The sequence below is a fragment of the Pedobacter sp. AC379 genome, from assembly GCF_979258145.1.
Window position 1 is genome coordinate 657,613 of the sequence record NZ_OZ409839.1, and the last position, 24,305, is coordinate 681,917.

22 protein-coding genes are annotated in these 24,305 nt (G+C 37.3%); 21 read left to right on the forward strand and 1 reads right to left on the reverse strand.

The genetic code is table 11. The features are described 5' to 3' along the window. The first annotated feature begins 1 nt into the window (after nt 1). From ACZZZW_RS02865 to ACZZZW_RS02955, 19 genes are all read left to right on the forward strand, one after another. Complete coding sequence (locus ACZZZW_RS02865) at nt 2–2,593, forward strand: OmpA family protein (RefSeq protein WP_055912115.1); 2,592 nt, start codon at nt 2–4, stop codon at nt 2,591–2,593. A gap of 4 nt (nt 2,594–2,597) precedes the next feature. Continuing rightward, on the forward strand, nt 2,598–3,278 hold the full coding sequence (locus tag ACZZZW_RS02870; RefSeq protein ID WP_157255473.1) for a hypothetical protein: 681 nt from the start codon (nt 2,598–2,600) through the stop codon (nt 3,276–3,278). 10 nt (nt 3,279–3,288) lie between these two features. Next, nucleotides 3,289–4,068: a hypothetical protein gene (locus tag ACZZZW_RS02875; RefSeq protein ID WP_055912111.1), complete on the forward strand. Its 780-nt coding sequence runs from the start codon at nt 3,289–3,291 to the stop codon at nt 4,066–4,068. A 138-nt stretch (nt 4,069–4,206) separates the two neighbouring features. Next, nucleotides 4,207–4,668, forward strand: coding sequence for a hypothetical protein (locus ACZZZW_RS02880; protein ID WP_055912108.1), 462 nt, complete (start codon nt 4,207–4,209; stop codon nt 4,666–4,668). Nucleotides 4,669–4,724: 56 nt separating this feature from the next. After that, nucleotides 4,725–5,402: a hypothetical protein gene (locus ACZZZW_RS02885; RefSeq protein WP_463492222.1), complete on the forward strand. Its 678-nt coding sequence runs from the start codon at nt 4,725–4,727 to the stop codon at nt 5,400–5,402. Nucleotides 5,403–5,792: 390 nt separating this feature from the next. Beyond that, a complete protein-coding gene (gene tssD, locus ACZZZW_RS02890) occupies nt 5,793–6,188 on the forward strand; it encodes a type VI secretion system tube protein TssD (protein ID WP_463492223.1) in 396 nt (131 codons plus the stop codon). 105 nt (nt 6,189–6,293) lie between these two features. Then, on the forward strand, nt 6,294–6,689 hold the full coding sequence (gene tssD / locus ACZZZW_RS02895) for a type VI secretion system tube protein TssD (protein ID WP_090496864.1): 396 nt from the start codon (nt 6,294–6,296) through the stop codon (nt 6,687–6,689). Nucleotides 6,690–6,797: 108 nt separating this feature from the next. After that, a complete protein-coding gene (locus tag ACZZZW_RS02900; protein ID WP_463492224.1) occupies nt 6,798–7,346 on the forward strand; it encodes a hypothetical protein in 549 nt (182 codons plus the stop codon). A 1-nt stretch (nt 7,347) separates the two neighbouring features. Then, on the forward strand, nt 7,348–7,935 hold the full coding sequence (locus ACZZZW_RS02905; protein ID WP_055912101.1) for a T6SS effector amidase Tae4 family protein: 588 nt from the start codon (nt 7,348–7,350) through the stop codon (nt 7,933–7,935). Between the two features lie 12 nt (nt 7,936–7,947). Beyond that, nucleotides 7,948–9,765 carry a type VI secretion system Vgr family protein gene (locus ACZZZW_RS02910; RefSeq protein ID WP_463492225.1) on the forward strand — a complete coding sequence of 606 codons (1,818 nt, stop codon included), beginning with the start codon at nt 7,948–7,950 and terminating at the stop codon, nt 9,763–9,765. Nucleotides 9,766–9,782: 17 nt separating this feature from the next. Next, a complete protein-coding gene (locus tag ACZZZW_RS02915; RefSeq protein ID WP_055912096.1) occupies nt 9,783–11,066 on the forward strand; it encodes a tetratricopeptide repeat protein in 1,284 nt (427 codons plus the stop codon). Nucleotides 11,067–11,103: 37 nt separating this feature from the next. Beyond that, nucleotides 11,104–15,696 carry an RHS repeat-associated core domain-containing protein gene (locus tag ACZZZW_RS02920; protein ID WP_463492226.1) on the forward strand — a complete coding sequence of 1,531 codons (4,593 nt, stop codon included), beginning with the start codon at nt 11,104–11,106 and terminating at the stop codon, nt 15,694–15,696. 29 nt (nt 15,697–15,725) lie between these two features. Then, the gene (locus ACZZZW_RS02925) at nt 15,726–16,058 is read left to right on the forward strand and encodes a DUF7716 domain-containing protein (protein ID WP_055912091.1); all 333 of its coding nucleotides are present in this window, start codon (nt 15,726–15,728) and stop codon (nt 16,056–16,058) included. A gap of 328 nt (nt 16,059–16,386) precedes the next feature. Further along, on the forward strand, nt 16,387–17,118 hold the full coding sequence (locus ACZZZW_RS02930) for an RHS repeat domain-containing protein (protein ID WP_463492227.1): 732 nt from the start codon (nt 16,387–16,389) through the stop codon (nt 17,116–17,118). 1 nt (nt 17,119) lies between these two features. Next, entirely contained in the window at nt 17,120–17,413 is a 294-nt protein-coding gene (locus ACZZZW_RS02935) for a hypothetical protein (protein ID WP_463492228.1), read from the forward strand. A 213-nt stretch (nt 17,414–17,626) separates the two neighbouring features. Next, a complete protein-coding gene (locus ACZZZW_RS02940) occupies nt 17,627–17,866 on the forward strand; it encodes a hypothetical protein (protein WP_463492229.1) in 240 nt (79 codons plus the stop codon). Between the two features lie 155 nt (nt 17,867–18,021). Further along, complete coding sequence (locus tag ACZZZW_RS02945) at nt 18,022–18,267, forward strand: immunity 22 family protein (protein WP_463497703.1); 246 nt, start codon at nt 18,022–18,024, stop codon at nt 18,265–18,267. 12 nt (nt 18,268–18,279) lie between these two features. Next, entirely contained in the window at nt 18,280–18,660 is a 381-nt protein-coding gene (locus ACZZZW_RS02950; RefSeq protein WP_463492230.1) for a hypothetical protein, read from the forward strand. A gap of 157 nt (nt 18,661–18,817) precedes the next feature. Beyond that, entirely contained in the window at nt 18,818–19,336 is a 519-nt protein-coding gene (locus ACZZZW_RS02955; RefSeq protein ID WP_463492231.1) for a hypothetical protein, read from the forward strand. A 308-nt stretch (nt 19,337–19,644) separates the two neighbouring features. Here ACZZZW_RS02955 and ACZZZW_RS02960 read toward each other — a convergent pair whose 3' ends face one another. After that, nucleotides 19,645–20,538 (reverse strand): LysR family transcriptional regulator, encoded by an 894-nt coding sequence (locus ACZZZW_RS02960; RefSeq protein WP_055909427.1) that lies wholly within the window; start codon nt 20,536–20,538, stop codon nt 19,645–19,647. Nucleotides 20,539–20,614: 76 nt separating this feature from the next. Between ACZZZW_RS02960 and hutH the strand changes: the two genes are divergently transcribed. Together hutH and ACZZZW_RS02970 are read left to right on the forward strand one after the other, a co-directional pair. Then, nucleotides 20,615–22,150: a histidine ammonia-lyase gene (gene hutH, locus ACZZZW_RS02965; protein WP_463492232.1), complete on the forward strand. Its 1,536-nt coding sequence runs from the start codon at nt 20,615–20,617 to the stop codon at nt 22,148–22,150. 20 nt (nt 22,151–22,170) lie between these two features. Next, nucleotides 22,171–24,177, forward strand: a complete 2,007-nt coding sequence (locus ACZZZW_RS02970; RefSeq protein WP_463492233.1) for a urocanate hydratase — start codon at nt 22,171–22,173, stop codon at nt 24,175–24,177. Nucleotides 24,178–24,305 lie beyond the last annotated feature (128 nt).

Here is a 24,305-nt window from a genome sequence, read left to right on the forward strand (position 1 = left end):
TATGGCCAAAGGAATCAAGAAAATCGTATGGACAGGTGAGGGTACGGTATATAATTCAAAAAAAGGCTCTATACCAAATCAGCTTTTGGTTGTCGAACCCAGTCAGTTTGTATGGTTTAAAGCAGGCGAATGGCTGCCAGGGAGTACTGAACAAGATAAGAAAAAAGATATAAAATGGGCTGTTTTTAACAGTAAGGGCTATATAGAGTTCCAAAAAACATTGCCCGGCAACGCCAAGTATGCGCTAAAGATACCGAGAAAATTATCCGGGCCATATTTGTTTTATATAGAAGCAACATGGAGTGGTAATTTTGATGGCAAATCAGGTATAAAAATTAGAGGGGAGTCGCCTGCCAGAATTGTAGATAGTAAATGGAGCCGTACTGAGGGCGGAGAGGATGTACGCAAAACCTATCAGTTTTCTTATGGGGAACTGGTTTGGCTTAAATTCAATACTGAAGGATTAAATGGATATAATAATGTTGAGGTTAGGGTATTCAGAAAGTTGCGGTCAGCATATGGTTTATTACCAAAAGAAGACGAAGTTACCCGAAAAATCTATTTCGTTAATGTAATAAATGGCGAAATTAACCTGAAAATCCCTAATACATTTGCCTGGTATCAATCGATGAAAGACAGGTCAGATGTTGAAGAATTTTATGTCCGCGTTGTGCATCCAATAACTGGGGTCTATATTCAGGATGATGGTGGTGATACCGCACATGCGAGGTTTTTAAGAATTAAAGATAAGGTGGTTTCTCATGTAATAGAGAAGCCACAGAACAGAACACCGGTTACTATCTATGAGCCGGATAAAAACGCCAAAAGATTTGAGTTGTGTAAATTTGAACAGATTAATGTTACCGAAGCTGGAGCTAAACCAGTTCTTGTTTTTGATAATGGAAAGGGTCTTAAGAATATCCAGGATAAGCGGGAAAAATCGTTAACATCTATCGTTTTTAAATTCGATAGTACCGAACTTTTACCCGAAAGCATTAAACAGCTTAATAATATTTTGCAGTTTTTACTCGAACACCGGTATAGTACCATCCAGCTTGATGGATTTGCCTGCGTAATTGGTAAACAAAATCACAATAATGTTTTGTCAGAAAATAGGGCAAAAACCGTAAGAGAGTTTTTTATTAAAGGGAAACTAGATCCTACCAGAATAAAAGCTGTTGGGCATGGTGAGGTAAACCCTACCGATGACAAAATGGGGCGTGATAATATTAAATACAAAAATGAATATGAATATACGAGTAATAGAAGGGTAGATATTGCATTCGAATATTATGGACATAATGCGGAAACTATCATTTACGAAGCAATAGTAGGGAATAAACCTCAGGATATTTTGGTAGAACCCATAAATTTTGATACTAAGGCCTGTTTCGAGCGTAAAAAGCATAATAAATTCATCAAGTTAATCAATGTTGATTTAAAAGCAGAAACTGAGGGTAAAATTACCATTCCAGCAGTATCTACGATGAGTAAGTTTAATGTTATGCCATTAAATTATATTTGGCCGCGGCGAGATGGGTTGATGAATAATTATTTAGTTCATATCCACTCATGCAGGTATTATTCTGTTCCGAATAACCCAACACTTGCTATACACGTTTATTCTGATATCAAATGGACGATAGAGTTTAAATGGTCCCACACGCAGCCTTTTGCTTATTCTTATGGGAATAAACTTTATGGTTACGAATTAAAAAATGCTCAGAATAAAGCTATTGGTGCGGCAATAGATGCAGAATGGTCCAAAAATTACGGTGAAATGTCCCAAAAGTTCGAACTTTCATTAACCGGAGAGTGGACCGCGGCAAATGGCAGTAAACAAAAAGTAGAGTTTGGTAAGGAATGGGAAGAACGTATTGCTAAAACACTTCGCATTTTTAATAAAATTAAACAGTTGGCCGATACTGTTGTTCAATCACCAGTGGCAAAAGGTAAATGGAGTTTTGAGGTAAAACCACCGGTTATTGCTTTTTCTGCACAATGGTACCTCCAAAAGACAAATGGCAGGGTTGGCGAAATTGTAGAGATCGGTGCTGACACCAAACCGCTCGTTGAAGCCAATACTTTTATAGATCTGTTCAAAATGTTTGTGGAGTATGGTGGAAATGCTATTTGTCCTGGGGCCGGAACGGTAATAAACTGGGTGCTTGAAAAACTTGAAAAAAATGTTCAGATTACATTTTTAGTGACTTTTGGTGGAGCAATCAATATTAATGGTCAAACCAAAATTAATGTTCTCTTCCCCAAGGAAACTACTGGCAATGTCAAAGGCACAGGTGAAATAAAGGTTTCTGTAGAGTTTAAGGCATTGGCTAAAGCCGGTACAGCAAACATGGGGGTGGAAGGTGTGTTGACAGCTGATGTTAAAACAAGCGTAACAGGTGGAATTGAGGTTGGGGCTGATAAAAATGGAATCTATGCTAGTCCGATCGCGTCATTTGCCGGTATTAAAGCTAAATTTGTGGCGGCTACCACCATAAAATTCGGTTTTATAAAAAGGACATTTAGCTACGAAGGCGAGTCTGTTATAGTGAAACCAGCCGAGATAAAATTTGAAAAACATTATATATAATAATATGAAAATAAAACTATTGTCATCCGCTCTATTGCTGTTGATGTTATCGACTGCCTGTAAAAAAGAGGAAATAGATATTGCGCAATTAACTTTTAATAAACCATTGGAAATTGATTTAAATCATTATGCTTCGCGGGTGGAAAACCAGAATGGGCATATCGAAGTTTCAGATGGTGGTTTTAAAACAGTTGATAAGGGCGAAAAAGTTATTAAATATTCTTTTGATGAAAAGGAAACCGCAAATCTTAAATTCCACGGTTCCACAATTAACCCTTCAATCGGGGCAGTCATAACCACTTATAATAACCTGTTATCGTTTGTTTCATTTACCGTTAATGCAGAGCAAACTGATGTTAGCATACAATATCTCAAGAAAAAATTCGGAAAAGCTTATAGTGCCTCAGTTAATAACATCATAGCAGACGCTTTGAGTGCCAAAACCAAGGCAATGCTTAAAGAAAGCTTTCCCGAATATTATAAAGAGTATAAAAATGATTTCAATAGTATGGTTGTCGATTATCCACAGGTAACTTCATGGGTAAAAAATGATGTACTATATCGTTTAACACTCGATCCGGTTAATAATAGTTTAAACTTCAAACTCGATATTATTACCAAAAAAGCATTTGAAGACGCCGTAATTTTAGGTTATCATAAAAATATCGACAATCCTTTTAAATAGCAGAGCATACATGATGAAAGAACCCTATTATTTAGTTGACTTTAATGTCGCTCTTGCAAATTTTGATGTACTAATTAATGACGTGCTTGCCTTTTCATATGAGAGCGGAGGCAGCATATTTTCTAATTATCCTATCAATCATTTTATATTACACAGCGGCCCACAGCAGCTTAAACTTCGGTTTAGACCATTGAAAGGGCAAATCCTACATCCAGATGCAGATGCCACTATCAAGATACAATATCTTGACGCGGCTACGATGGATCAGTCGCAGCTAACAACTATTTACGAGTATAAAATGAAAAAGGCGAACGATGAAAAACTACCAATAATAGAATCTATTGCCGAATTTAATGCAGAAGTACCTTATAATTTGAAAGGTTGGACCGATGCCATAGCTGTAAAAAATGATAGTCAAAGTGTTGTTAATCAGGTTCATAAGTATTACCATAGAATCTACGATCTTTTTAAAAATGAAGATATAGTTTCACTGGATCTGCTCTTAAAAAGACGATATGAAGAAACCGATGCATCGATGTATCTTATTGAAGATAATCTAGCCGCATTAAAAAACATATTTAAAATGTTAGAAGCAGAAGAGTATGTATTACAGGAATTTCCAATGACACCACTGGTAGAATTTTATGCTGGTAACCGTGTCATAAATTTAAAAAGAGAGAACCATTCGCCGATTATCTCCTATTTAAAAAAGGCAGAAAATGAAGAATTTGGTTTTCCATTTTATATCTACGTACCTAAAAATGCGAATTCTTTTGAAATTATCCGATAGCTTACCTGGCATTAAGCCATAAACTAACAACCTTTTGAAGGGAACACGGGCATAGTATAATATACGAACAAGCAATTTTCCATAGGAAAAATAAAGGGGAAGCACTTTCTTTAATAAGATAAATTTATATTGTAGAATATGTTCTATAAAATTTATTTAGAGAATAACGATCTGATTATTGAAACATTCTTTTTAAAGGAGAAAATCGCTATTGATTCAATTGATGACATCATTATTTTTTATAACCGAGGTTTTAATAAACATAAATTATATACTTACTTTAATAAACCAGTACAATATGAATTGACCAGAAAATCCTGGTTTTATCAAATATTATTTGAAATATTTTTAGTGTTTAATACAGAAAAGTTTAGGATCTACCGCCTTTATGAAAACGAAGTCATTGCCCTAATGTTCAGTTTGTTAAGGCCGTACCTTTCTACACTCACTGAAACAAAAGATCTGGATTTAGCCCATAGTTTTACATGGATGACTTATGATGAAGGTGGACAATTTAAGCAAATGAAACTGGTATATAGTAGAGATGGGTTGGGCTTAAAAAGAGTAATGTTAAAACATAAAATACTTTTGGAGAAATAATAATCCTAAATTTTACAGCTGATAATTGTTGAAGGTTATAATTTTAAAACAGTTTAATGATTGCCAAAAGAATTTCATTCGCACTATTTTACTATTTCCTTCTTTTTAGGCTCTATGCCGTATGCTCGCTATTTTATTCATTCATCATTCAGGCATCTAACGAAAACCTGATCAGAAAAACAAACGATGGTTATCAATTGACCATTTTCCAGCTTGAATTTTATTTTTTCCTTATCGTTTTATACAATTTCCGGCCATCTCGCTTTAATAAAACAATTATTAAAAGTTACCGTGTGGATGAACCTAAAAAACTTTCAAAAAAGGTTTTTTTTTGTACCGTATATTTTGGAGTGCTGCTCGTTGTTTTTGGAATTCCGGTCATGATATTTAAGAATGCTTTAGCGGGTGTTTTTGATATCCTTATCGGAGCCAATCAGTATATTCTCGAAAATACAGGCTTATTGTTCATGTCAGTCATTTTTCTGGTACTTAATATGCTTGGCTTTTACTACGACTTTATCAATGCTTTTGATCATGCGAAAACCCAGTTTTTCCGATTTTTATTTGCATTTATGCTAACGGTTCCAACTTCGGCATTTCTATATTTAATTTCTGTTATACTTCAGGTAAAATCTGATGCCTTGATAATCATCTGTTTGGCATTTAACCTTTCTTTTCTTTGGTTAAGTATAAGTGGGTATTGGAAGAGTAGAAAATTAGCGGGTTACAGATAATAAGAAAAGCAAAGTAGAAGTTATGGAAAAAACAGGTCATGGGTATTTGGGAGAGAAATATTTGTTGATTCTTCAGTTTTCAATTTGAAAAAAATTAGCATTGTCTGAAAATCTGTTTATAAAAGTAACATATTGTCCAGAAACGCTACAATATTTTATTTCATATGCTGTAGTGCAAATCATACTATAATTATTTTTAAAAAAAATACACTTTTTTTCTTCACAATAATCTGCGTTTTCTATAGCGTGAGCCAAGATTTTTAAATGTCGTGAACCTTGCTACTCGTTATATATGAGCAACATACACAATAATTGGCTTAATATTTGGTTTATACTTAATGTAGCGGAGGCTACATAAAATCAATTTTTTAACCTTTAAATTTTAAAACTATGGCTTTCAAAGCTAGATTAAACTTTTCAGGCAAGGAGTACGATGTGCTTCATTGTGCCTATGCATTAAACCGTGATGTAGATGCTAAAGGAAGACCTTCTTCCGGAGTTTACGGCGGTACCATCGACATTGAGATCGAATCAACCGAAGACACCTCAATTATCGAGGCGATGGTAAACAACCAGTACAAACCTATTACAGGAACACTTTTGATCAAAAAATCGGAAGAAGATGCCAAGATGAAAGAAGTTAACTTCGAAGATGGCTACATTGTTAAGTATTCCGAAGGGATCAACATTATTGGGGATCACCCGATGACGCTCAAATTCCAGATTTCAGCAAGAAAGCTTAAATTAGGCAACGCCGAGCACCTTAACGATTGGCCAAAAGCCTAGGGGGAGGTTGAAGGTGTAAGGTAAATAAAACGCCAACCGCCATACGCTAAGCGCCAACCGCTCACCGCAAATTCATTCATTTTAAAAACATTAAAACTTACTACAATGGCATTTAAAACCCGTTTAAACTTAGGATCAAAAGAATTTGATGTACTACAGTGCAGCTTTTCATTAAATAGAGATGTTGACGCAAAAGGCCGTCCATCATCAGGTGTTTATGGTGGAACCATTAATATCGAAATCGAATCTACCGAAGATACTTCGGTAATCGAATCGATGGTTAACAACCAATATAAGCCACTTTCTGGAACATTGGTTTTCAAAAAAGGCGAAGAAGATGCAAAAATGAAAGAACTGTCTTTCGAAGATGGTTACATCATTCAATATAACGAAGGTATTGCGGTAAACGACAATACACCCATGACTTTAAGTTTTGTGGTTTCTGCACGTAAGCTAAAACTAGGCAACGCAGAACACGAAAACGATTGGCCTAAAGCCTAATTTTTTTTCAAATACCCAGGCAAAAGATAGTCATCTATTGCCTGGGTTTTTTACCCTTTTCTTAATCAGATGGAACAGGATTGATTTAAACATTTAAATACCTTCCTCATGGCAGATGTATTTGCTTTTAAATTCAATAAAATTAAACTGAAGCCAACAAACAGTGCACATATTTTATTATGGTCCATTTTGGCTTTGGGTTTTGCCGCGTGCAATCAAAATCACAACAAGCAGCACGTGTTACCCACTGCCATTAGTAAAGATTCATTGACTTCGGTCAGTACCAGTAAGCAGTCGGAAATCGAAATAAATAAAAATCCACCTACAGAAATGGTCTTAGGCCTTAAAAAGGAAGCACCATATATATTGCTTATTAATGTTACCCGGGTTGATTCCATTTATAATGCTGAAAAGGTTTTTAGTGCCAACATAATTAAGTCATTTAAAGGAAATCTAAAATCTATGGATAGCCTGAAATATATGGCAATGAGTGATTTAAAATATGTAAAATATCCAAATGATACGCTGATTGTTTTTCTTAAAAAGAACAAATCATCTCTTTTATCTTCAAAAAATAAGGATGTATTTTATTTCGCATTGGAAAATGCATCATTTAGAAGTACCAAATATCTTGATTCACTCTTAACTAAAAAGTAACATGCCACTTTCTTTGCCAAGTTTTACGGATTTAAGGGTAAATTATCCTGCAACAAGTAGCGAGCTGGTAAAAGCAACAATTGGCGGTGCCGTTAATGTGGCCTACATTACCAATACCTGTGTGGTGCGGATGAGCAAGGCATTTAATTATCTGGGTATTAATAACAAAACCTTCACTCTGAATACACCGAGTTGGAAATATTCCACAAAGCAGGATTTACTGGTTCAGGAAAAGGCAAAAGTTCATGCCATACCCAAGCGGTATCCATATACAAAAAAGTTCGAAACAATTGCAGGAGCTGATCACAAGCATTATTGTTTCCGGGTAAGTGAATTCTTCGACTACCTAAGCCACAAATACAAAAAACCTGATTTAAAGGTAGAAAAAGCAGTTAGAGACAAATTTATCCCAGTAACTCAATTAAGGGCATTCCAAGACAAAATAAGTGGTGTATCGGGCATCATCTGCTTTAAAACACAGTTTAGCGATGCAACAGGTCATTTCACCCTTTGGGATGGTAAGAAGTGTTTATATCAAGATTATTTTTTAGACCCAAGAACCAGCGGAATTTATTTGTGGATTTGCTAAAGATAGAATATTATGGAAAAGAAACTCCTAGTAGAAATTAATATAGAAGGTAAAGAAATTACACATTTTTCTTCTCTCAGCCTGCAACAGTCTTTTAACGAACATCATTATTTCGAGCTACGTTTTAACCACGACCAGTTGGGTGAGCCTGGTTTGATTAATTTAAATGAAAGTCGTGATTTTGTAGGTAAAACCTTTACCGCTTCCTTCGGCTATGAATCTGGCAGTTTACAGGATTTTGCCGGCCTGGTAACTAAAGTAGAACTGGCACAAAGCCATGGTTACCATGGCGTGCTGATTGTGAGTGGATATAGTCCGACAATTCTGATTGACCGTGGTCCGGATCTTGGTTCCTATCTGGATAAAGATCTGAATGCTATTGTAAACCTTGCTACTTCAGACGTACCATCAAACGATATTAAAATTGTGGCGAATGCAGCCAGAAAAGAGCCAATTGATTACCTGATCCAATACCGTGAAAGTGATTTCGACTTCCTGAACAGGCTTTCAGGCGAATACCATGAATGGTTTTATTATGACGGTAAACAATTGAATTTTGGCAAACCCGATGATCAGAAGGAGGTTGCCCTGGTTTATGGCAGAGATGTACAAAACTTGCAATATGCCATGGAAATTGCACCGATTAAAAATAAACGTTTTGCCTATAATCCTAAACAGGATGAAATGTTGCAGAGCGAAAGCAGTGGTGCAAGCAATGGATCGCCAGATTTAGCACACGCCATACAGGTATCTAATGCCATGTACAGTAAAACATTTAATCAGCCAGCACTCATACGTGTAGATAATAGCAATGATATTAAAAGTCATGTGCAAAACGAAGAAAAAGCACACATCAGTAACCTTTTGAAAGTAAATGCAAGTGGTGATAATGCTGCATTAGGGATAGGAAGTATTGCAGAAATTACGATGAGCCTCAGAAAAGAACTATCCTTTTCTACTGAAAGCTTGGGTAAGTTTCTGATTACCAGCATCAATCATGATATTGATGGAACAGGTAAATATTTCAATACTTTCGAAGGAGTGGTGGCTACAACGGAGCGGTTAGCTGTTAAAAATTATAAGAAACCCAATCCGGATATGCAACTGGCTGATGTAATTGACAATGCCGACCCACAAGGACAAGGGCGTATTAAAGTAAAATTTAAATGGGAATGTAAAACCAATGATGTAACCGAATGGCTGCGGGTAATTACGCCCGATGCCGGAAGCAGCGATAAAGTGAATAAAAACCGGGGCTTTGTATTTATTCCTGAGATTGGTGATCAGGTTGCCTTAACTTTTGAAGAAGGAAATATTGCAAGGCCAATTGTACTGGGCTCTGTATTTCATGGCAAAAGTGGTAGTGGTGGTAGTTCTAGCAATAACAGCAAAAGCTTGACTTCTAAAAGCGGACATACTTTAACTATGGATGATGGTGCGGGTATGGTTATGCGTGATAAAGACAGCAATTTTATCGAACTGGACGGGGCAGGAAAAGCGGTTTTCGAAACCAAAGAATCCATCCTTATTAAATGTGGAGAGAGCAGCATTTTTATGGATAAAACTGGGAAAATCATCATAAAAGGCAAGGATATTTTAACATTGGGCGAAAACATTGGGAATTCCGCTTCGGTGAGTATTGGTATAGGTGTGGGCCCTGAGGATGGAACACCAACTTCTGGAATTGGTATAGAATCGCAAACCCTTGATATTGGCACAAAAACACTTTCGATGAGTGGAGAAACGGAAGCTAACCTTGCTTCGAAAAAGATTAACGTAGGTGGCGAAAGTGAAACAAATATCAGTAGTGGAACGATTAACCTAAATTAATGCCGACTTAAGCTCCAATGAATCCGATACAACTCGAACTATTTAAAATAGATAAACAATGGCAACAAGTAGTAAGACAACATCCATCAGAAACCCTGTTTCTTTGTTTAGGTGAACGGCACGAGGTAAATTTATTTGAAGCTTATTTCAAATACCAATTAACGGAAGAAAGCCGTACCGATGACATGTTCCTGCTTCATTACCAGGAATTTCAAAATGTATATGATTACGGTAAAAATTTGGTTAAAGAGTGGAAAGAGATTTTTGATTTATGGCAGAAAGATACTGGGAAAGGGATCGTTTGGGATGTGGATATGAGTGTAAACGCAAAAATTTATAAAACAGACGCGTATGTGCCTGTTCTCGCTTTAGAACAGCTCTGCAGTCTCTATCCTGATTTAAAGTTGAAAAAAATATATGTTCAGCTGGCACCAACAAGCATTAATGATGTTACGGGTCTTTCTGAATGGATTAATGAATGGTGTAACTGTGTTAAAGCCATAAAAAATCAAAATATTAAGCTGGTTTATACAGAGCACCATACACACCGTACTTTAAAAAAATTAAAACAAGGAACCGAGTTTAGGATTAATATCGATGTGAGCCAGTTGATGCAGAATGCCGCAGCACATACCAACCGCGAAAAAAATGATCCTGAAGCCGATTACCAGCAACAAATATTGATTGCCAGTAATTATTTAAGTAAAGGTAAACACGAGCAGGCCAATGCAGTTTTGGAACGTGCCATTGTAATTGCCCAAAAACAGGGATTACAAGAAGCTGTTGTTGCTGCAAGGATTATGTTGGCACAGAGTTTAGCCGTAAAAAGTAAGAAAACAGAAGCGCGTCAGCAATATGAAATAGCCTTGGCTCGCACCGGAGAAAGCTCGCTATTAAGTGCTCACATTCACATGAGCTATGGTAGCTTTCTCCTGGCACATGCAAGTAAAGATGAAGCTAAAAAGTACTTCGAAAAGGCGATTAAAATTGCAGAGTTTATCGAGAATGATTTTATAGCTATGGAATGTACCCGTTTGCTTGGACAACTTTCTGATGGCAAAATATCAGGATCTGGCAAAGCAATGGCCTATTACTTAAAGTGTTTAGAAATTGCAAAAAAGATGCCGATAGAACAACGGCGACAAAGTTCGATGGCTTATACCGCATCGATCATGTTAAAAAAATATGGGGAGGAAAGTCCAGAAGGTAAAAAATTAGATCTGGAGATGCAGCAGGATTACGGAGAAGACTGGAAATCGATGGCAGAAGTGCCAAAGAACCATTCCAATCCATTATCCTAAGGATGTTCGGTGATGATATCACCCAAAAATAATGCAGATGAAAAAGATTAAAGCAAGTAAACCGAATATGGCTACCGATAGGTCAATAAGCCTATCTGCAAGCTTAACTAAAGCTGAACCAAAATCGGTTGGTGGTGGCGGTGGTGCTGTTGCCCCCGGAAGTAATCCGCCTGCGGCAAAAAGTACGTTAAAGCTTTTAACAGCCAAAAAACCCGCAATGGCCAATACAGCGGTACAGCATGTTAGTAAACATTTTGATGTGGTGCTGGCGATCGATTTTCACTGGACAACCATTCCCATCCCGCCATCATTTGGCTTTATTCCATTACCATTGCCCCATCCTTTTATCGGTATGGTTTTCGATCCGATGGATTATCTGCGGTTTAACATTCCTATTCCAAAATTCGCACAAGGTTTAATTGGTGCAGCCAGTATCCCGATGGGGGGCTCTATTTTTGTACATGGCAGACATAAAGCTACCACGACTACAAGTGTGATGGGGGTTTTACTCCCTTTTAGGCACATCAGTTCTATACCGGTTTATTTCATTGTAAATATTCCGGGTTCACCGCATGAGGGTGAAGTGTATTGGGGCTCTACCACTGTAAAAGGACAGGGATCTGAAATGAGTGGTTCTAATCCTGGGCAGGTATTAACTTGTTGGTGCCCACCAATGGGATTAAAACCGCTACCAACTGTACCTGGTAAATTAAAGAAAAATCCTCTTGCTTATTTCGCTTTTTATAGTGATTTATTAAGCATGTATGTGCAGATCAATACCGGTAAACCGGTATTGGTTGGTGGTAAATTTGCACCGCATAATTATACATTAAAGGAATATTTAATGCGCTTTGCTGCCATTGGTATTATGAGAGGGCTTACCAAATTAGGTGGGGCTTTATTTAAAGCGGCTTTAAGAGGGGTTAATAAGGTATTAGGGAAGCTTTTTAAAAATAATCCAATATCAAAAAAGCTTTGTCATTGGGGTTTAGAGCCTGTAAATTTCGTTACAGGTGCTATGTTTTTCGAGTGGACCGATTTCGAACTGCCAGCTGGCCAAACACTGGCCTGGAGCAATGTATGGCGCAGTGATAAACCTTATTCGGGCATGTTGGGCAACCAGGTATACAACAATTACGACCTGTACATTTATCCTGATCCGGAAGCCGGCATTGTAGGTTTTAGCCACCCCACCGAAAATATGGTGATGCCTTTACCTTATATCGAAGCATATTCAGGTAAACAATACGATCGTGCGCAGAAACTCTGGATGGAAAGACCGGATGAAAATACCTGGGTACTTACCATTGATCAGGATATTTACACGTATACCCTTTTTAGAGGGGGGGCAAATGGAGATTTATACCGTATAAACCATATCGAATATACCAATGGCAGCCAGCTTACCTTTTATTATCAAAAACAACTTTTAACCCGGATTGTAGAAAACTCTGGCCGTGTGCTCGAAATGAAGCATAATAATGATGCTACAGCCATTAATGCCGTTTATTATCACTATAAAAATACCAGAAATTTATTAGTGAGTTACGATTATGATCAACGTGGCAATATGATCAAAGTATATGATCAGGCGGGTAAGGCCATCAGCTTTGAGTATGATGAGAACAACCATGTAGTGAAAAGAACTAACCGGAACAATATGGTTTATTTCTGGACTTACGATGCAGAAGGCCGTGTAATTCATACCGAAGGTAGAGATGGTTTTATGAGCGGATCGATAAGCTACTTTCCGGAGCAAGGATATAACGAGGTTTACTATCGCGATGGTAAAATAGAACGTTATTATTATGATGAAAACGATTTGGTTTACAAAAAGGTGGATGCCATGGGTGGCGAAACCTGGTATGAGCACGATCGCTATAACGAAGAAAAAATGGTTTCGAGCCCTGAAGGCAGGGTAATCGGCTATGAATACGACGATCGGGGCAACATTATTACCTACCATACCGCAGATGGCGAGAAATATCAATATGCCTACGATGAAAACAATAACCTCATTTTGCGCAGTGATCCCGCCGGTTCAAATGAAACCTGGTTATATAATGAGCAGAACCAACTGCTTAAACATGTTCAAAAAGACAATAGGGTAGTCGATTTTTATTATACCGATGGACAAAAATTACCTGTTTTTTGCCGTGACAATGATGGCTATGAAGTTCATTGGACTTATAACAGCTTAAACCAGCTGATCGAATCGGTTTCGAGCGAAGGCAATAGCCGTCGTTGGACTTATGATGATTACGGACGCTTGATCCGTTTTAGTCCTGACGGTGATCAAACTACGGTTTGGGAACGGGATGAAATGGGGCGCGTAATCCTGGTAAAAGATTTTGGTGAAGAGCCTTTACGTTTCGAATACGACGCCTATGATCTTCCGGTTTATGCCACCGATGGCCGCGAAGAATGGCGAATGTCCTATACCCCAATGGGTAGTCTAAAAACACAAAAAAGAAGCAACAATTTATCACATCAAAATACCCAGACGCTTCATTTTGCCTACGATAAATGGGAAAATTTAAAAGGAATTACCAACGAAAAAGGCGAAGAATATATCTTTTTAAGGGATGCGAATGATGATGTGGTGAAAGAAATCGGTTTTGATGGACAGGAGCAACAATACATCCGCAACCAGGATGGGCAGGTTATTAAAACCATACAGGCCGATGGTAAGGCCATTTACCACAATTACGATCTGAGTGGCCGGTTGGTGTATAGCAGCTATGAAGATGGTACCTACGAAGCCTTTCAATACAATAAACTTGGTTTGCTCATTGGTGCAGAAAATGAACTTTCTTCGGTTAATTTTAAGCGCAATCCGTTGGGTATGATTACCCAGGAAATACAGGATGGCTACCAGATTAATTATCAATACGATATTTTTGGAAATCTGATCAGTTTAAAAAGTTCATTAGGGGCCGATATTCAATACGATTATGATGAAATAGGTTACCTGAATGGCATTGCCGCGAAAAGTAACGGGTCAGCAGAATGGATTGCAACCATTGGCCGTAACAAAAACGGACAGGAAACCAGCCGCAGTTTAAGCGGTGGGATAAAAGCTACTTTCGATTATGGTCATGAAGGTCATCCAATCAGTCAGAAGGTAGAAGCCAGTCGTTCTATCATTGCTTTTAAACAATATGCCTGGGGGCCGAATGATAAACTCAATAGTTGCTTAAACAGCATTACGGGAGGCAGCATCAATTACAGGTACGATACTTTTGGCAGTCTGGCTTCGGCAAGTTATAGTGATGATGGCAAAGTCATCTATAAAAATCCTGATGAAACCGGGAACTTATATAAAACTGCTGATCGCAGTGACAGGCGTTATGATAAAGGTGGTAAACTGCTTAAAGATGACCAGTGGTATTACCGTTATGATGCCAAAGGCAACCTTGTGCAAAAAAGCAAGCGTAATATTATAGGTCTGGCCAAAGGAGAAGTTGCCGAACCAGAAGATAATGGCTTATTTGGAAAAAAATTAAATTGGGGAATGGCCGATCCTGATATCCCTAAAGCGGAAAAGCTGGATATCTTAGCAGATGCAGAACCCGATTTACCAGAATGGAAAGAGGGCGACTGGGCTTATGCCTGGGCGGCCAACGGGATGATGAAAGCCGTTAAAAATCCATACGGCGAAATCATCAGTTTCGAATACGATGCTTTGGGCAGAAGGAAAGCCAAAATTGTTCATGGCTCCTCCCCAAAAGGGGGAGGCCGGGAGGGGGTTGTTTATCGCTATGTGTGGGATGGTAATTTATTGCTCCACGAATGGAATTACCCTTTAAAAGAACGGCCTAAACTGGGGATTAATGAAGATGGACTGCTCAGCTACGATAAAACGGAACCACTGGGCAACGATTTAATTACCTGGGTTTACGATCAGGGTGAATTTACACCTAGCGCCAAAATTGTTAATGGCCAATATTATTCTATTATTAGTGATTATTTGGGCACTCCAGTACAAGCTTATGATGGTTCTGGAAAAAAAGTATGGGATTGCGAACTCGATATTTATGGAAAAATCCGTAAACTTAGTGGCGATAGGGAATTTGTACCGTTCCGTTACCAGGGGCAATATGAGGATGTAGAGACAGGATTATATTACAATAGATTTAGGTATTATGATAGCAAAGCTGGGATATATATCAGTAAAGATCCAATAGGCCTTGATTCACAGCAATTTAATTTTTATTCCTATGTGAGAGATACTCAAATTGAAGTGGATAAATTCGGGTTAATTAGTACTAATCCAGGTGTTTATGATGTACATCACGAATCATATATTTCTAAAGATATGTGGCGTATGTCTGACAGAAAACATTTTCAAGAAGGCAATCGGCAGTTATATAATAAATTAAAAAATGATCCAAGTCTTAAAAATGCATTAGAAACAAAGTATCCGGGTATTTTCGATCACGTTAAACCTGGACCAAAGGGAGCATTTAAAGGAACTGCATTTACTGGTACTACTTGGCACCATCATCCAGAAGTTGGAGGGTTACTTCAACTTGTAGATAGAGTTGATCATAATTCAAGATTTCCTGATTATCATCCCAAAGGTTACGGTGGAAGAAATAAATGGGGAGGTGGTTCAGGTTGCCGATAAGCAAATAAACGATAACATAAAAACGAAATATGAAAACTTACACTAGTATTGAAACTTTAATCCAAGAGCGAGAAAATTTAGATTGGGATGCCTGGCTATATTGTAATTTAATTAAGTGGGAGGAAAATCCCTCTGGTACGACTATATACCACATTACCGAAGATGAAGCATTGGAATATGATGAAGATGAGGATACTGGGCTTCCAATGATCGCAGTTGACTTAGATGTAGATACATTCTTGGAAATGGAAACATTTAAATCAATTGTTGAAAATCAATTACTAAGAAAAAATGATTCGGAAACGGAAGACTTTATTAAGGCCATAAATTATTACAGAGAATATGATACATTTATTGATTAAGAATGAACTTCAATTTAGAATGTGTTATGCATATAAGATATGCATTTGTTACATTCTACTCTAGAATACTATTGTTGACTTAAATATGATCAAATAAAGAATCCGATTTCCGGATATAATCTAGCACAAGCATCCACATAGGGGGTGCTTGTGCCTTTAGGGCTAAGTTTATGCTTGAATCAGAGGTGTTCGCAAGAATCGTTGGCTCGGTTACGAAAGCATAACTGTTTGGCAACGATTTAGTTACCGGGGTGTACGATCAGAATAAATTTACACCAAGTGCCAAAAAATTGTTAATGGCCAATATTATTCTATTATAAGCGATTATTTGGGTACACCTGTACAGGCTTATGATGAAGATGGTCAAAAAATTTGGGAAGTCGAGCTAGATATTTATGGTAAAATCCGTAGATTGAGCGGAGCGAAGGATTTCATACCTTTTAGGTATCAGGGCCAATATGAAGATGTAGAGACGGGATTATATTACAACCGTTTTAGATATTATGATCCGGAGATTGGGGCGTATGTATGTAAAGATCCGATAGGGTTACAAGGAGGTAATAATCTGTATGCATATGTACGTGACTGCAATTGGTGGGTAGACCCATCTGGATTGAGTGGATTACCCAGCTTTGACATTCTCAAAGATATGGCTCACAATTCTTTGGATTTTTCTACGGCAAAGGACGGTGCTATTTTTTGGTCTGGTGGTAACATGAAAACTGCGCAAGATTGGGCGCTAGCCAACGGAAAGACAACATTAGAGCAAACTAGAGGAGGAAAGATCTTAGATTATCTAGATTTATTTAATCCGAAAAATGGACTGACAGGTAATCAGGCTGCTGAAGTCTGGAACATTGCGTCTAAGAGATTCGCAGAAAGTGCATCTGGAGATATTAATGTGTTTTCAACAGGAGCGAAAAGATTTGGCCCTTTTGGAGAAAGAACATGGTGGCGTATAGAAAAGCCCGAACTTCTCAAAAATAAAAACGTAGGTACGATTTTTAGAAGAAAAAAATCTGGCGATAAAAGTAAGACGGGTCACATAAAATGTACATAATATGAGCGATTATATAGAACAGTTAAAAGGAAATCCAACTATAAATAGATTGAAAGACAATCAAGGGAATTCATACGGAATAAGAGTTTTGGGGAGGGGAGAAAACTTGTTTTTTCAGGAAAATGAAAAGGCTCTAATATGTGAAATTGACGCTGTTAATGGGGTTATTTATTCAAAATCAATTAAAAACTGGGAAGACGAAAGGAAGATGAGCCCTGAAGAACGGAATAGAATAATCTCATTAATTGACAAATATTATAAAGAAATTTATAACCCGAATGTTGTTATTCTATAATAAACAGATAGCTATTGGGAAATACTTATCCGATGGTTTATAAAGCTTTTTTTGACAATTCAGAAACTATAGTTAATAGTTTAAAAGTTGAAATATTGTATCGATAAATTGCTAATAGTAATTTAGGGATTATTGGTTAATAGTTTAGAAAAGATTAGCTATAATTTCTATAAAAATACTTTTGAATTTCGGCCAAAATCAAATTATAGGAATATGAAAATTTTAAAAATAGATAGAGGGAGTGTTGAAATTGATATTGATGGAGAGATATTGAGAGTTTTAGGAGAAGCGATGATGCCCTTGCCAAAACCTGAATTGTCAAGCTATGTCATTTATGAAAATTCCTTCAAATGGAAAAATAAAGATTATAATTTAATTATAAATCGGAGTAAGATAATTGATTTTTTAAGAAAAGAGTTTTTAGAGAGAAATTTAAGACTGATTATTGAATAGGTGATTGAGAAAATACATATTTGGGTAGGAAATTTTGAATCAAAAGCATCTTTTGAGAAATATTTGATCAGGAACCATATTTTAAAGCATGGTATATTTATGATAATGAACCGCCAACGGGAAACGAAGAAGAAGATAAAGAGCCTAGTGCAGCCCTGCGGTGTCAATTTTGTAAGGAGATAGGCATTGATAATTATGATGAAGATTTTATTATGCTGAAATATTATCAGAAGCATCAAAGTATCCATGCAATATTAAATGATGTTCCTGGAGATGGTTCAGAATTTTTAAAATTGGATGAGGAACTAGGTCTTGATCGTATAAATGTTTTGATTGCTTATGAAAATACTGATTTGACTCAAGAATCAGCATCAAAGGCAGAAAAATTAACTTATCTGTGACAAATCAATAATTTGTCAACTTCTGATGATAAAACAGATTTAAACAAACACTATTTGTGGATAGGAAAAAATGAAATATCTTCTGATGTTCTTGATTCTTTAAAAAATAAAGATGTGGACAAAGAGCGTATAGCAAAGATTTTAGGTGTTGATGCACAGATCATTAAAGAGATTAACTTCTACTATACTGAAAATAAAGAAAAAGTTGATGAGATAATAATAACTCACGTAGAGGATTATAATATTGCAGAGAAAATGATATTAAAAGCAGATAAGTTAGCCATTAATTCAACAACGAATTTAATGTTGGAATTGATAAGCCATCAAGATCTCAAAATTGATATAAATGATAAATTAGGACTTAGTTACATCGGTGATTTTCAAGAAGAATAAAATGTAAGTACTTTTAAATTCATTATCTTGTGTATTAAATTGATTTTAAAATAAACTTATTATACTAAACTAAAAAAGTTTCTAATTAAAAATTAATAAGTACTATATATTAGGATTTATAGGTTTTGTTCTTCAGCATTTCAAAAAATCCAATATTATGTTCGAAAAAAAGAATTCAGCCCTAATTTTTGAAGAATTTCAGGGTAGAAAAAATAAAATCAAGGATCTGATTAAAGTGCCAGTATCAGATCCTCTATATTTAAAATTTTTATCGGAATACAAAGGCCTGGAAATCACACCTGACATAGAAATATTTAGCTATGAAGATGCTTTAAATGAAAATAAATACATTGAGAAAAATTACCCAGAGCTATATAATAAGATTTGGATAATTGGACGAAGTGGACAGGGAGATGAATGGTTTATTAATATAGAAAAATCAACGATTTTGTTTTACGATCACAATAATGGTGAATATAATTCTATTGATGTATTTCTTGATTTTCATATTAATTTTCTCGTATTTCTTCAGGCCGCTTTTTTATATCGGGAGCTTGAAGAACAATTGGATGATCATGAGGATAATTTGCCAATAGAAATTCAAGAATTATTTGTCAATAGTTTAGAAAAGATTAGTAATGATTTCTATTTGAAATATCCCTATAAATACTTTTGATTTCCGATCGGGTAATACCATCAGCATAAATTTACCCCAAGCGCCAAAATCGTAAATGGCCTGTACAATTTCATTATTACCAATTATTTTGGTGCACCTGTACAGGCTTATGAAGGTGCAGTGAGAAAGTTTGGGATTGCGAACCAACGGGTTATAAAGATGATTTAGACGTAAAATATCAATTGGTTAAAAAGGCTGTAAATACCAAAAAGAAATGGACAATCGACGACATTGTTTCCGAACTTAAAAGGCAATTTGGAGAGGATTTGGATCTGTTTAGTTGATAATGTCAGAATATCTACTATAACCTAAACCTTATCCTCCAACAACAATTTAATCACATTTTTTAACGCTGGGTTGCGGTTAGATTCTTTCCAGATCATATAGAGCTCCGTTCTTTGCGAAATATGCGTAAGCTCTACAAACTTTACGTTTTCCTGATAGCCATATTGCAAAGCAGTTGGTACAATGGCAATGCCAAGGCCTTCTTCTACCAGTTTGTAAATAGTGAGCGCATTAACAGATTTGTGGTAGGTTTTGGGTTTAAAGCCATGATCTTCGCAAATGCTCATCATTAAATCATAATAAAAAGGACTGTCATCACTTGAAAAAAAGATAAAAGGTTCGTTACCCAATTTTTTTACCGCTTCAAAACTAGCCTTCTTCATGGGGTGGCTTTTGGGTAATACGAGTGAAAAGGTATCCTGATGGATCATGTGTTTCGAAATGCCGGGTTTAAACTGTTGCATCCGCACAAAACCTACGTCGAGCATGTCTTTTTCCAATAATTCCACCTGTAATTTATTGGGCATTTCATCTAGGTTGGTCCTAATTTCGGGGAAGTCTTTATTTAGCTTAAAAATAACTTCGGGCACAATTTTTTGTGCCGCCGAGCCTAAAAAACCAATTCGGAGTTCACCCTGCTTGCCCTCATTAATATTGCTGACCTGTTTTTTAATGTTTTCGAGATGGCTGAACAAAAAATCAACCTCGTTTTTAAGGTATATACCAGCTTCTGTAAGTTCCACTTTTTTCTTATTGCGATCGAACAGTGGGGCGTTAAAAATTTCCTCCATCTGTTTAATCTGCCTGCTTAGGCCAGGTTGAGAAATAAAAAGGCGATCGGCAGCTTTTCTAAACTTCAATTCCTCTGCCAAAACCTGGAAATATTTTAAATGTCTAAGTTCGATTTGATAACCCATGGTTATTACATGATGATGTAATTGGTATTTATAGGTATCAAATATAGGGCTTATTTTTGTTTAAAACCTTTCCAGCATGAGCGAGCAGCAGATATTTAATTACGGAACAGATTATTTAACGGCTAAATTGGCTTTGGCCATATGCAATGGAGAAATTAAGGGCTTTTTAAGTGAAACTACACGTTCTAAAGTGCTTAAAAGCAGTAAAGTTGTGGAGCGGATTGCGGTTTCAGATAAGGCAGTTTATGGCATCAATACCGGTTTTGGTCCATTATGTACCTCCATGATTTCGGCTGCGGATACCCGTAAATTACAAGAAAATATTCTAAAAAGCCATGCAGTTGGTGTTGGCGAACCTATAGATGTTGAAATATCGAAACTGATGCTCGTTTTAAAATTACAGGCCTTGGCGCAGGGTTACTCAGGGATTAGGGTGGAAACGCTCGATCGGATGATCTGGTTTTTAGAAACTGGTGCCACACCATTGGTGCCCAAGCAAGGGTCGGTTGGGGCCTCTGGCGATCTTGCTCCATTATCACACCTGTTTTTACCTTTGATAGGCTTAGGCCAAGTTCATTATAGAGATAAAATTATTGCTACAGCTGATCTTTTAAAAGAACATGGGTTACAGCCTTTGCAATTGGGCCCGAAAGAGGGTCTTGCTTTAATTAATGGTACGCAGTTTATTGCAGCCCATGCCGTTAAAGTGGTGCAATGGTTAGAAAATGTGCTTGCCTCGGCAGATATTATTTCGGCTATGATGATTGAAGGCTTGCAAGGATCAGAAAAACCTTTTCATGCGCAACTTCATCAATTAAGGCCTTATCCGGCAAATGTTACGGTAGCAACGCAGATACGGAAGTTTTTGCAGGGTTCAGAAATCATGCAATCGCATGCCGGTTGCGCCAAAGTACAGGATCCCTACTCGTTAAGGTGTATTCCACAGGTGCATGGTGCCTCCAGAACGGCATGGATACATTTAAAAGAAGCGTTGGAAATCGAACTCAATTCTGTAACCGATAACCCCGTTATATTTAATGATGATTTAACCATCAGCGGAGGAAACTTTCATGGTCAGCCGCTCGCCTTGCCGTTAGATTATGCCTGCTTAGCGGCCTCAGAAATCGGAAACATCAGCGATCGGCGAATTTACCTCTCTCTAGAAGGAAATACGCCTGGCGTGCCGAAATTATTGATGAAAGAAACTGGTTTAAATTCTGGTTTTATGATTGTGCAATATACCTCAGCAGCATTGGCAAGTGAAAATAAAGGACTTTGTTTCCCGGCCAGTGCCGATAGTATTCCAACTTCACTCGGCCAGGAAGACCATGTGAGCATGGGTTCCATTAGTGCGCGTAAAGCCTTACAGGTAATCGAAAATGTAGAAAAAATATTGGGTATCGAATTGTTTTGTGCTGCACAGGCTATAGACTACCATCAACCATTAAAGCCTGGTAAAATACTCGCTGCGGTACATGATTTTGTGCGGACTGAAATTGACCATTTTGAAGAAGATCAGATTATGTACAATCGAATGGAAAATGCTATCGAAATGGTGAAAAAAGGCAAAATTGTAGCTGTTGCCAATGCAGTAGAATCTACATTGAAATAACAATTTAAAATTGCGAAAATATGGATTTTAAAGCACAGATACTGGCAGGAATTCCGTCAACATTGCCTCTACACAGAAAAAGGAATGAAACACTTAGCCATGCACCAGTGAGAAGAGCTGTTTTAAATGCAGATGAAAAAAAACTCAGTATTAAGAATGCATTGCGCTATTTTCCTGAAATGTGGCACAAAGAACTTGCTTATGAATTTTTAAATGAACTGGAAAACTACGGACATATTTACATGTACCGTTTTATGCCCGATTATGATATTTATGCAAGGCCAATAACAGAATATCCTTGTTGCACGCCACATGCGGCTTCAATTATGCTTATGATTCAGAATAACCTCGATCCGGCAATTGCGCAACACCCCGAAGAGCTAATTACCTACGGCGGCAATGGGAGTGTTTTTCAGAATTGGGCGCAGTATCTTTTAACCATGCAATACCTGGCTACAATGACCGATCAGCAAACGCTGAATATTTATAGCGGGCATCCACAAGGATTATTTCCATCAGGCACTGCTGCGCCCCGTGTAGTGGTTACCAATGGCATGATGGTGCCAAATTATTCAACACCCGCCGACCTTGAAAAATTTAATGCCTTAGGGGTAACTCAGTACGGACAAATGACCGCAGGATCTTACATGTATATTGGGCCTCAGGGCATTGTTCATGGTACGGCAATCACCTTAATGAATGCTTTTCGAAAGAAAGGTTTTTACGGAGGAAATGTAGCAGGCAAAATCTTTTTAACGGCTGGTTTGGGTGGCATGAGCGGTGCACAAACCAAAGCGGGCAACATTGTGGGTTGTATTACAGTATGTGCAGAGGTAAATCCAAAAGCGGCTGCAAAAAGGCATCAGCAAGGCTGGGTAAACGAGCTAATTGATAATTTAGCAGAACTGGTGCAAAGAGTGCGGATTGCTCAGAAAAAAAGAGAAAATATATCGCTAGCTTATATCGGTAATGTAGTAGAAGTATGGGAACAATTTGATGAAGAAAATATTGAGATAACGATTGGTTCAGACCAAACCTCACTACATAATCCTTATTCTGGCGGATATTACCCGGTAGGTTTAAGTTTTGAAGAAGCAAATGTAATGATGGCAAATGCCCCGGAAGAATTTAAATTGTATGTTCAGGATTCGTTAAAAAGGCAAGCTACAAGCATAAATAAACACCATAGCAAAGGAACTTATTTTTTTGATTATGGAAATGCTTTTCTTTTGGAATGCAGTAGGGCAGGTGCCGATGTAATGGTCCTAAATGGGATTGATTTTAAGTATCCATCCTATGTAGAAGATATTTTAGGCCCTTTATGTTTCGATTATGGTTTTGGCCCTTTTAGGTGGGTTTGTGCCTCGGGCAATGAAAAAGATCTCGATTTAACCGATCGCATAGCGAAAGAAGTAATGGAAGAAATTAAGCTGAATGCGCCGCAAGAAATACAGCAGCAGTTACAAGATAATATCGACTGGATTGTTGCGGCAAAAGAAAATAGATTGGTAGTAGGCTCAAAAGCCCGGATTTTATATGCGGATGCTGAAGGAAGGGCCAAGATTGCGCTTAAGTTTAATGAAGCGATCAATACAGGGCAATTGTCGGCTCAGGTTATTTTAGGTAGAGACCATCACGACGTAAGCGGAACGGATTCTCCTTTTAGAGAAACAAGCAACATTTATGATGGAAGCAGATTTACAGCAGATATGGCCATTCATAATGTTATCGGCGATAGTTTCAGGGGGGCAACCTGGGTATCAATCCACAATGGAGGCGGCGTAGGCTGGGGAGAAGTAATAAACGGTGGTTTCGGAATGGTGCTTGATGGAAGCGAACAAGCCGCAGAAAAATTGAAGAATATGCTTTTTTATGATGTAAATAATGGCATTGCCAGAAGAAGTTGGGCACGTAATAAAGAAGCCCGCTTTGCTATTGAACGAGAAATGGAGCGGACGGACACTTTAAAAATTACGCTGCCAAATTTGGTTGACGATGCCCTTTTGGAGGGTTTAAAGATAGATTAGGGCTCAGCGAAGTTAAACTAAAAACTTACCCTCATGGCCAGCTTGAATGGTTAATGTACTAAAAGAATAAATACTGGAATAATCATTAAAATTCCGCCTGCGCAAGAATGAATGTTTTTCTCTAAAAA

Excerpts from the sequence above, each read along its gene's own strand:
- ACZZZW_RS02865 (WP_055912115.1), top strand. The coding sequence starts at position 2 with ATGGCCAAAGGAATCAAGAAAATCGTATGGACAGGTGAGGGTACGGTA.
- ACZZZW_RS02870 (WP_157255473.1), top strand. The coding sequence starts at position 2,598 with ATGAAAATAAAACTATTGTCATCCGCTCTATTGCTGTTGATGTTATCG.
- ACZZZW_RS02875 (WP_055912111.1), top strand. The coding sequence starts at position 3,289 with ATGATGAAAGAACCCTATTATTTAGTTGACTTTAATGTCGCTCTTGCA.
- ACZZZW_RS02880 (WP_055912108.1), top strand. The coding sequence starts at position 4,207 with ATGTTCTATAAAATTTATTTAGAGAATAACGATCTGATTATTGAAACA.
- ACZZZW_RS02885 (WP_463492222.1), top strand. The coding sequence starts at position 4,725 with ATGATTGCCAAAAGAATTTCATTCGCACTATTTTACTATTTCCTTCTT.
- tssD (WP_463492223.1), top strand. The coding sequence starts at position 5,793 with ATGGCTTTCAAAGCTAGATTAAACTTTTCAGGCAAGGAGTACGATGTG.
- tssD (WP_090496864.1), top strand. The coding sequence starts at position 6,294 with ATGGCATTTAAAACCCGTTTAAACTTAGGATCAAAAGAATTTGATGTA.
- ACZZZW_RS02900 (WP_463492224.1), top strand. The coding sequence starts at position 6,798 with ATGGCAGATGTATTTGCTTTTAAATTCAATAAAATTAAACTGAAGCCA.
- ACZZZW_RS02905 (WP_055912101.1), top strand. The coding sequence starts at position 7,348 with ATGCCACTTTCTTTGCCAAGTTTTACGGATTTAAGGGTAAATTATCCT.
- ACZZZW_RS02910 (WP_463492225.1), top strand. The coding sequence starts at position 7,948 with ATGGAAAAGAAACTCCTAGTAGAAATTAATATAGAAGGTAAAGAAATT.
- ACZZZW_RS02915 (WP_055912096.1), top strand. The coding sequence starts at position 9,783 with ATGAATCCGATACAACTCGAACTATTTAAAATAGATAAACAATGGCAA.
- ACZZZW_RS02920 (WP_463492226.1), top strand. The coding sequence starts at position 11,104 with ATGAAAAAGATTAAAGCAAGTAAACCGAATATGGCTACCGATAGGTCA.
- ACZZZW_RS02925 (WP_055912091.1), top strand. The coding sequence starts at position 15,726 with ATGAAAACTTACACTAGTATTGAAACTTTAATCCAAGAGCGAGAAAAT.
- ACZZZW_RS02935 (WP_463492228.1), top strand. The coding sequence starts at position 17,120 with ATGAGCGATTATATAGAACAGTTAAAAGGAAATCCAACTATAAATAGA.
- ACZZZW_RS02940 (WP_463492229.1), top strand. The coding sequence starts at position 17,627 with ATGAAAATTTTAAAAATAGATAGAGGGAGTGTTGAAATTGATATTGAT.
- ACZZZW_RS02955 (WP_463492231.1), top strand. The coding sequence starts at position 18,818 with ATGTTCGAAAAAAAGAATTCAGCCCTAATTTTTGAAGAATTTCAGGGT.
- ACZZZW_RS02960 (WP_055909427.1), bottom strand. The coding sequence starts at position 20,538 with ATGGGTTATCAAATCGAACTTAGACATTTAAAATATTTCCAGGTTTTG.
- hutH (WP_463492232.1), top strand. The coding sequence starts at position 20,615 with ATGAGCGAGCAGCAGATATTTAATTACGGAACAGATTATTTAACGGCT.
- ACZZZW_RS02970 (WP_463492233.1), top strand. The coding sequence starts at position 22,171 with ATGGATTTTAAAGCACAGATACTGGCAGGAATTCCGTCAACATTGCCT.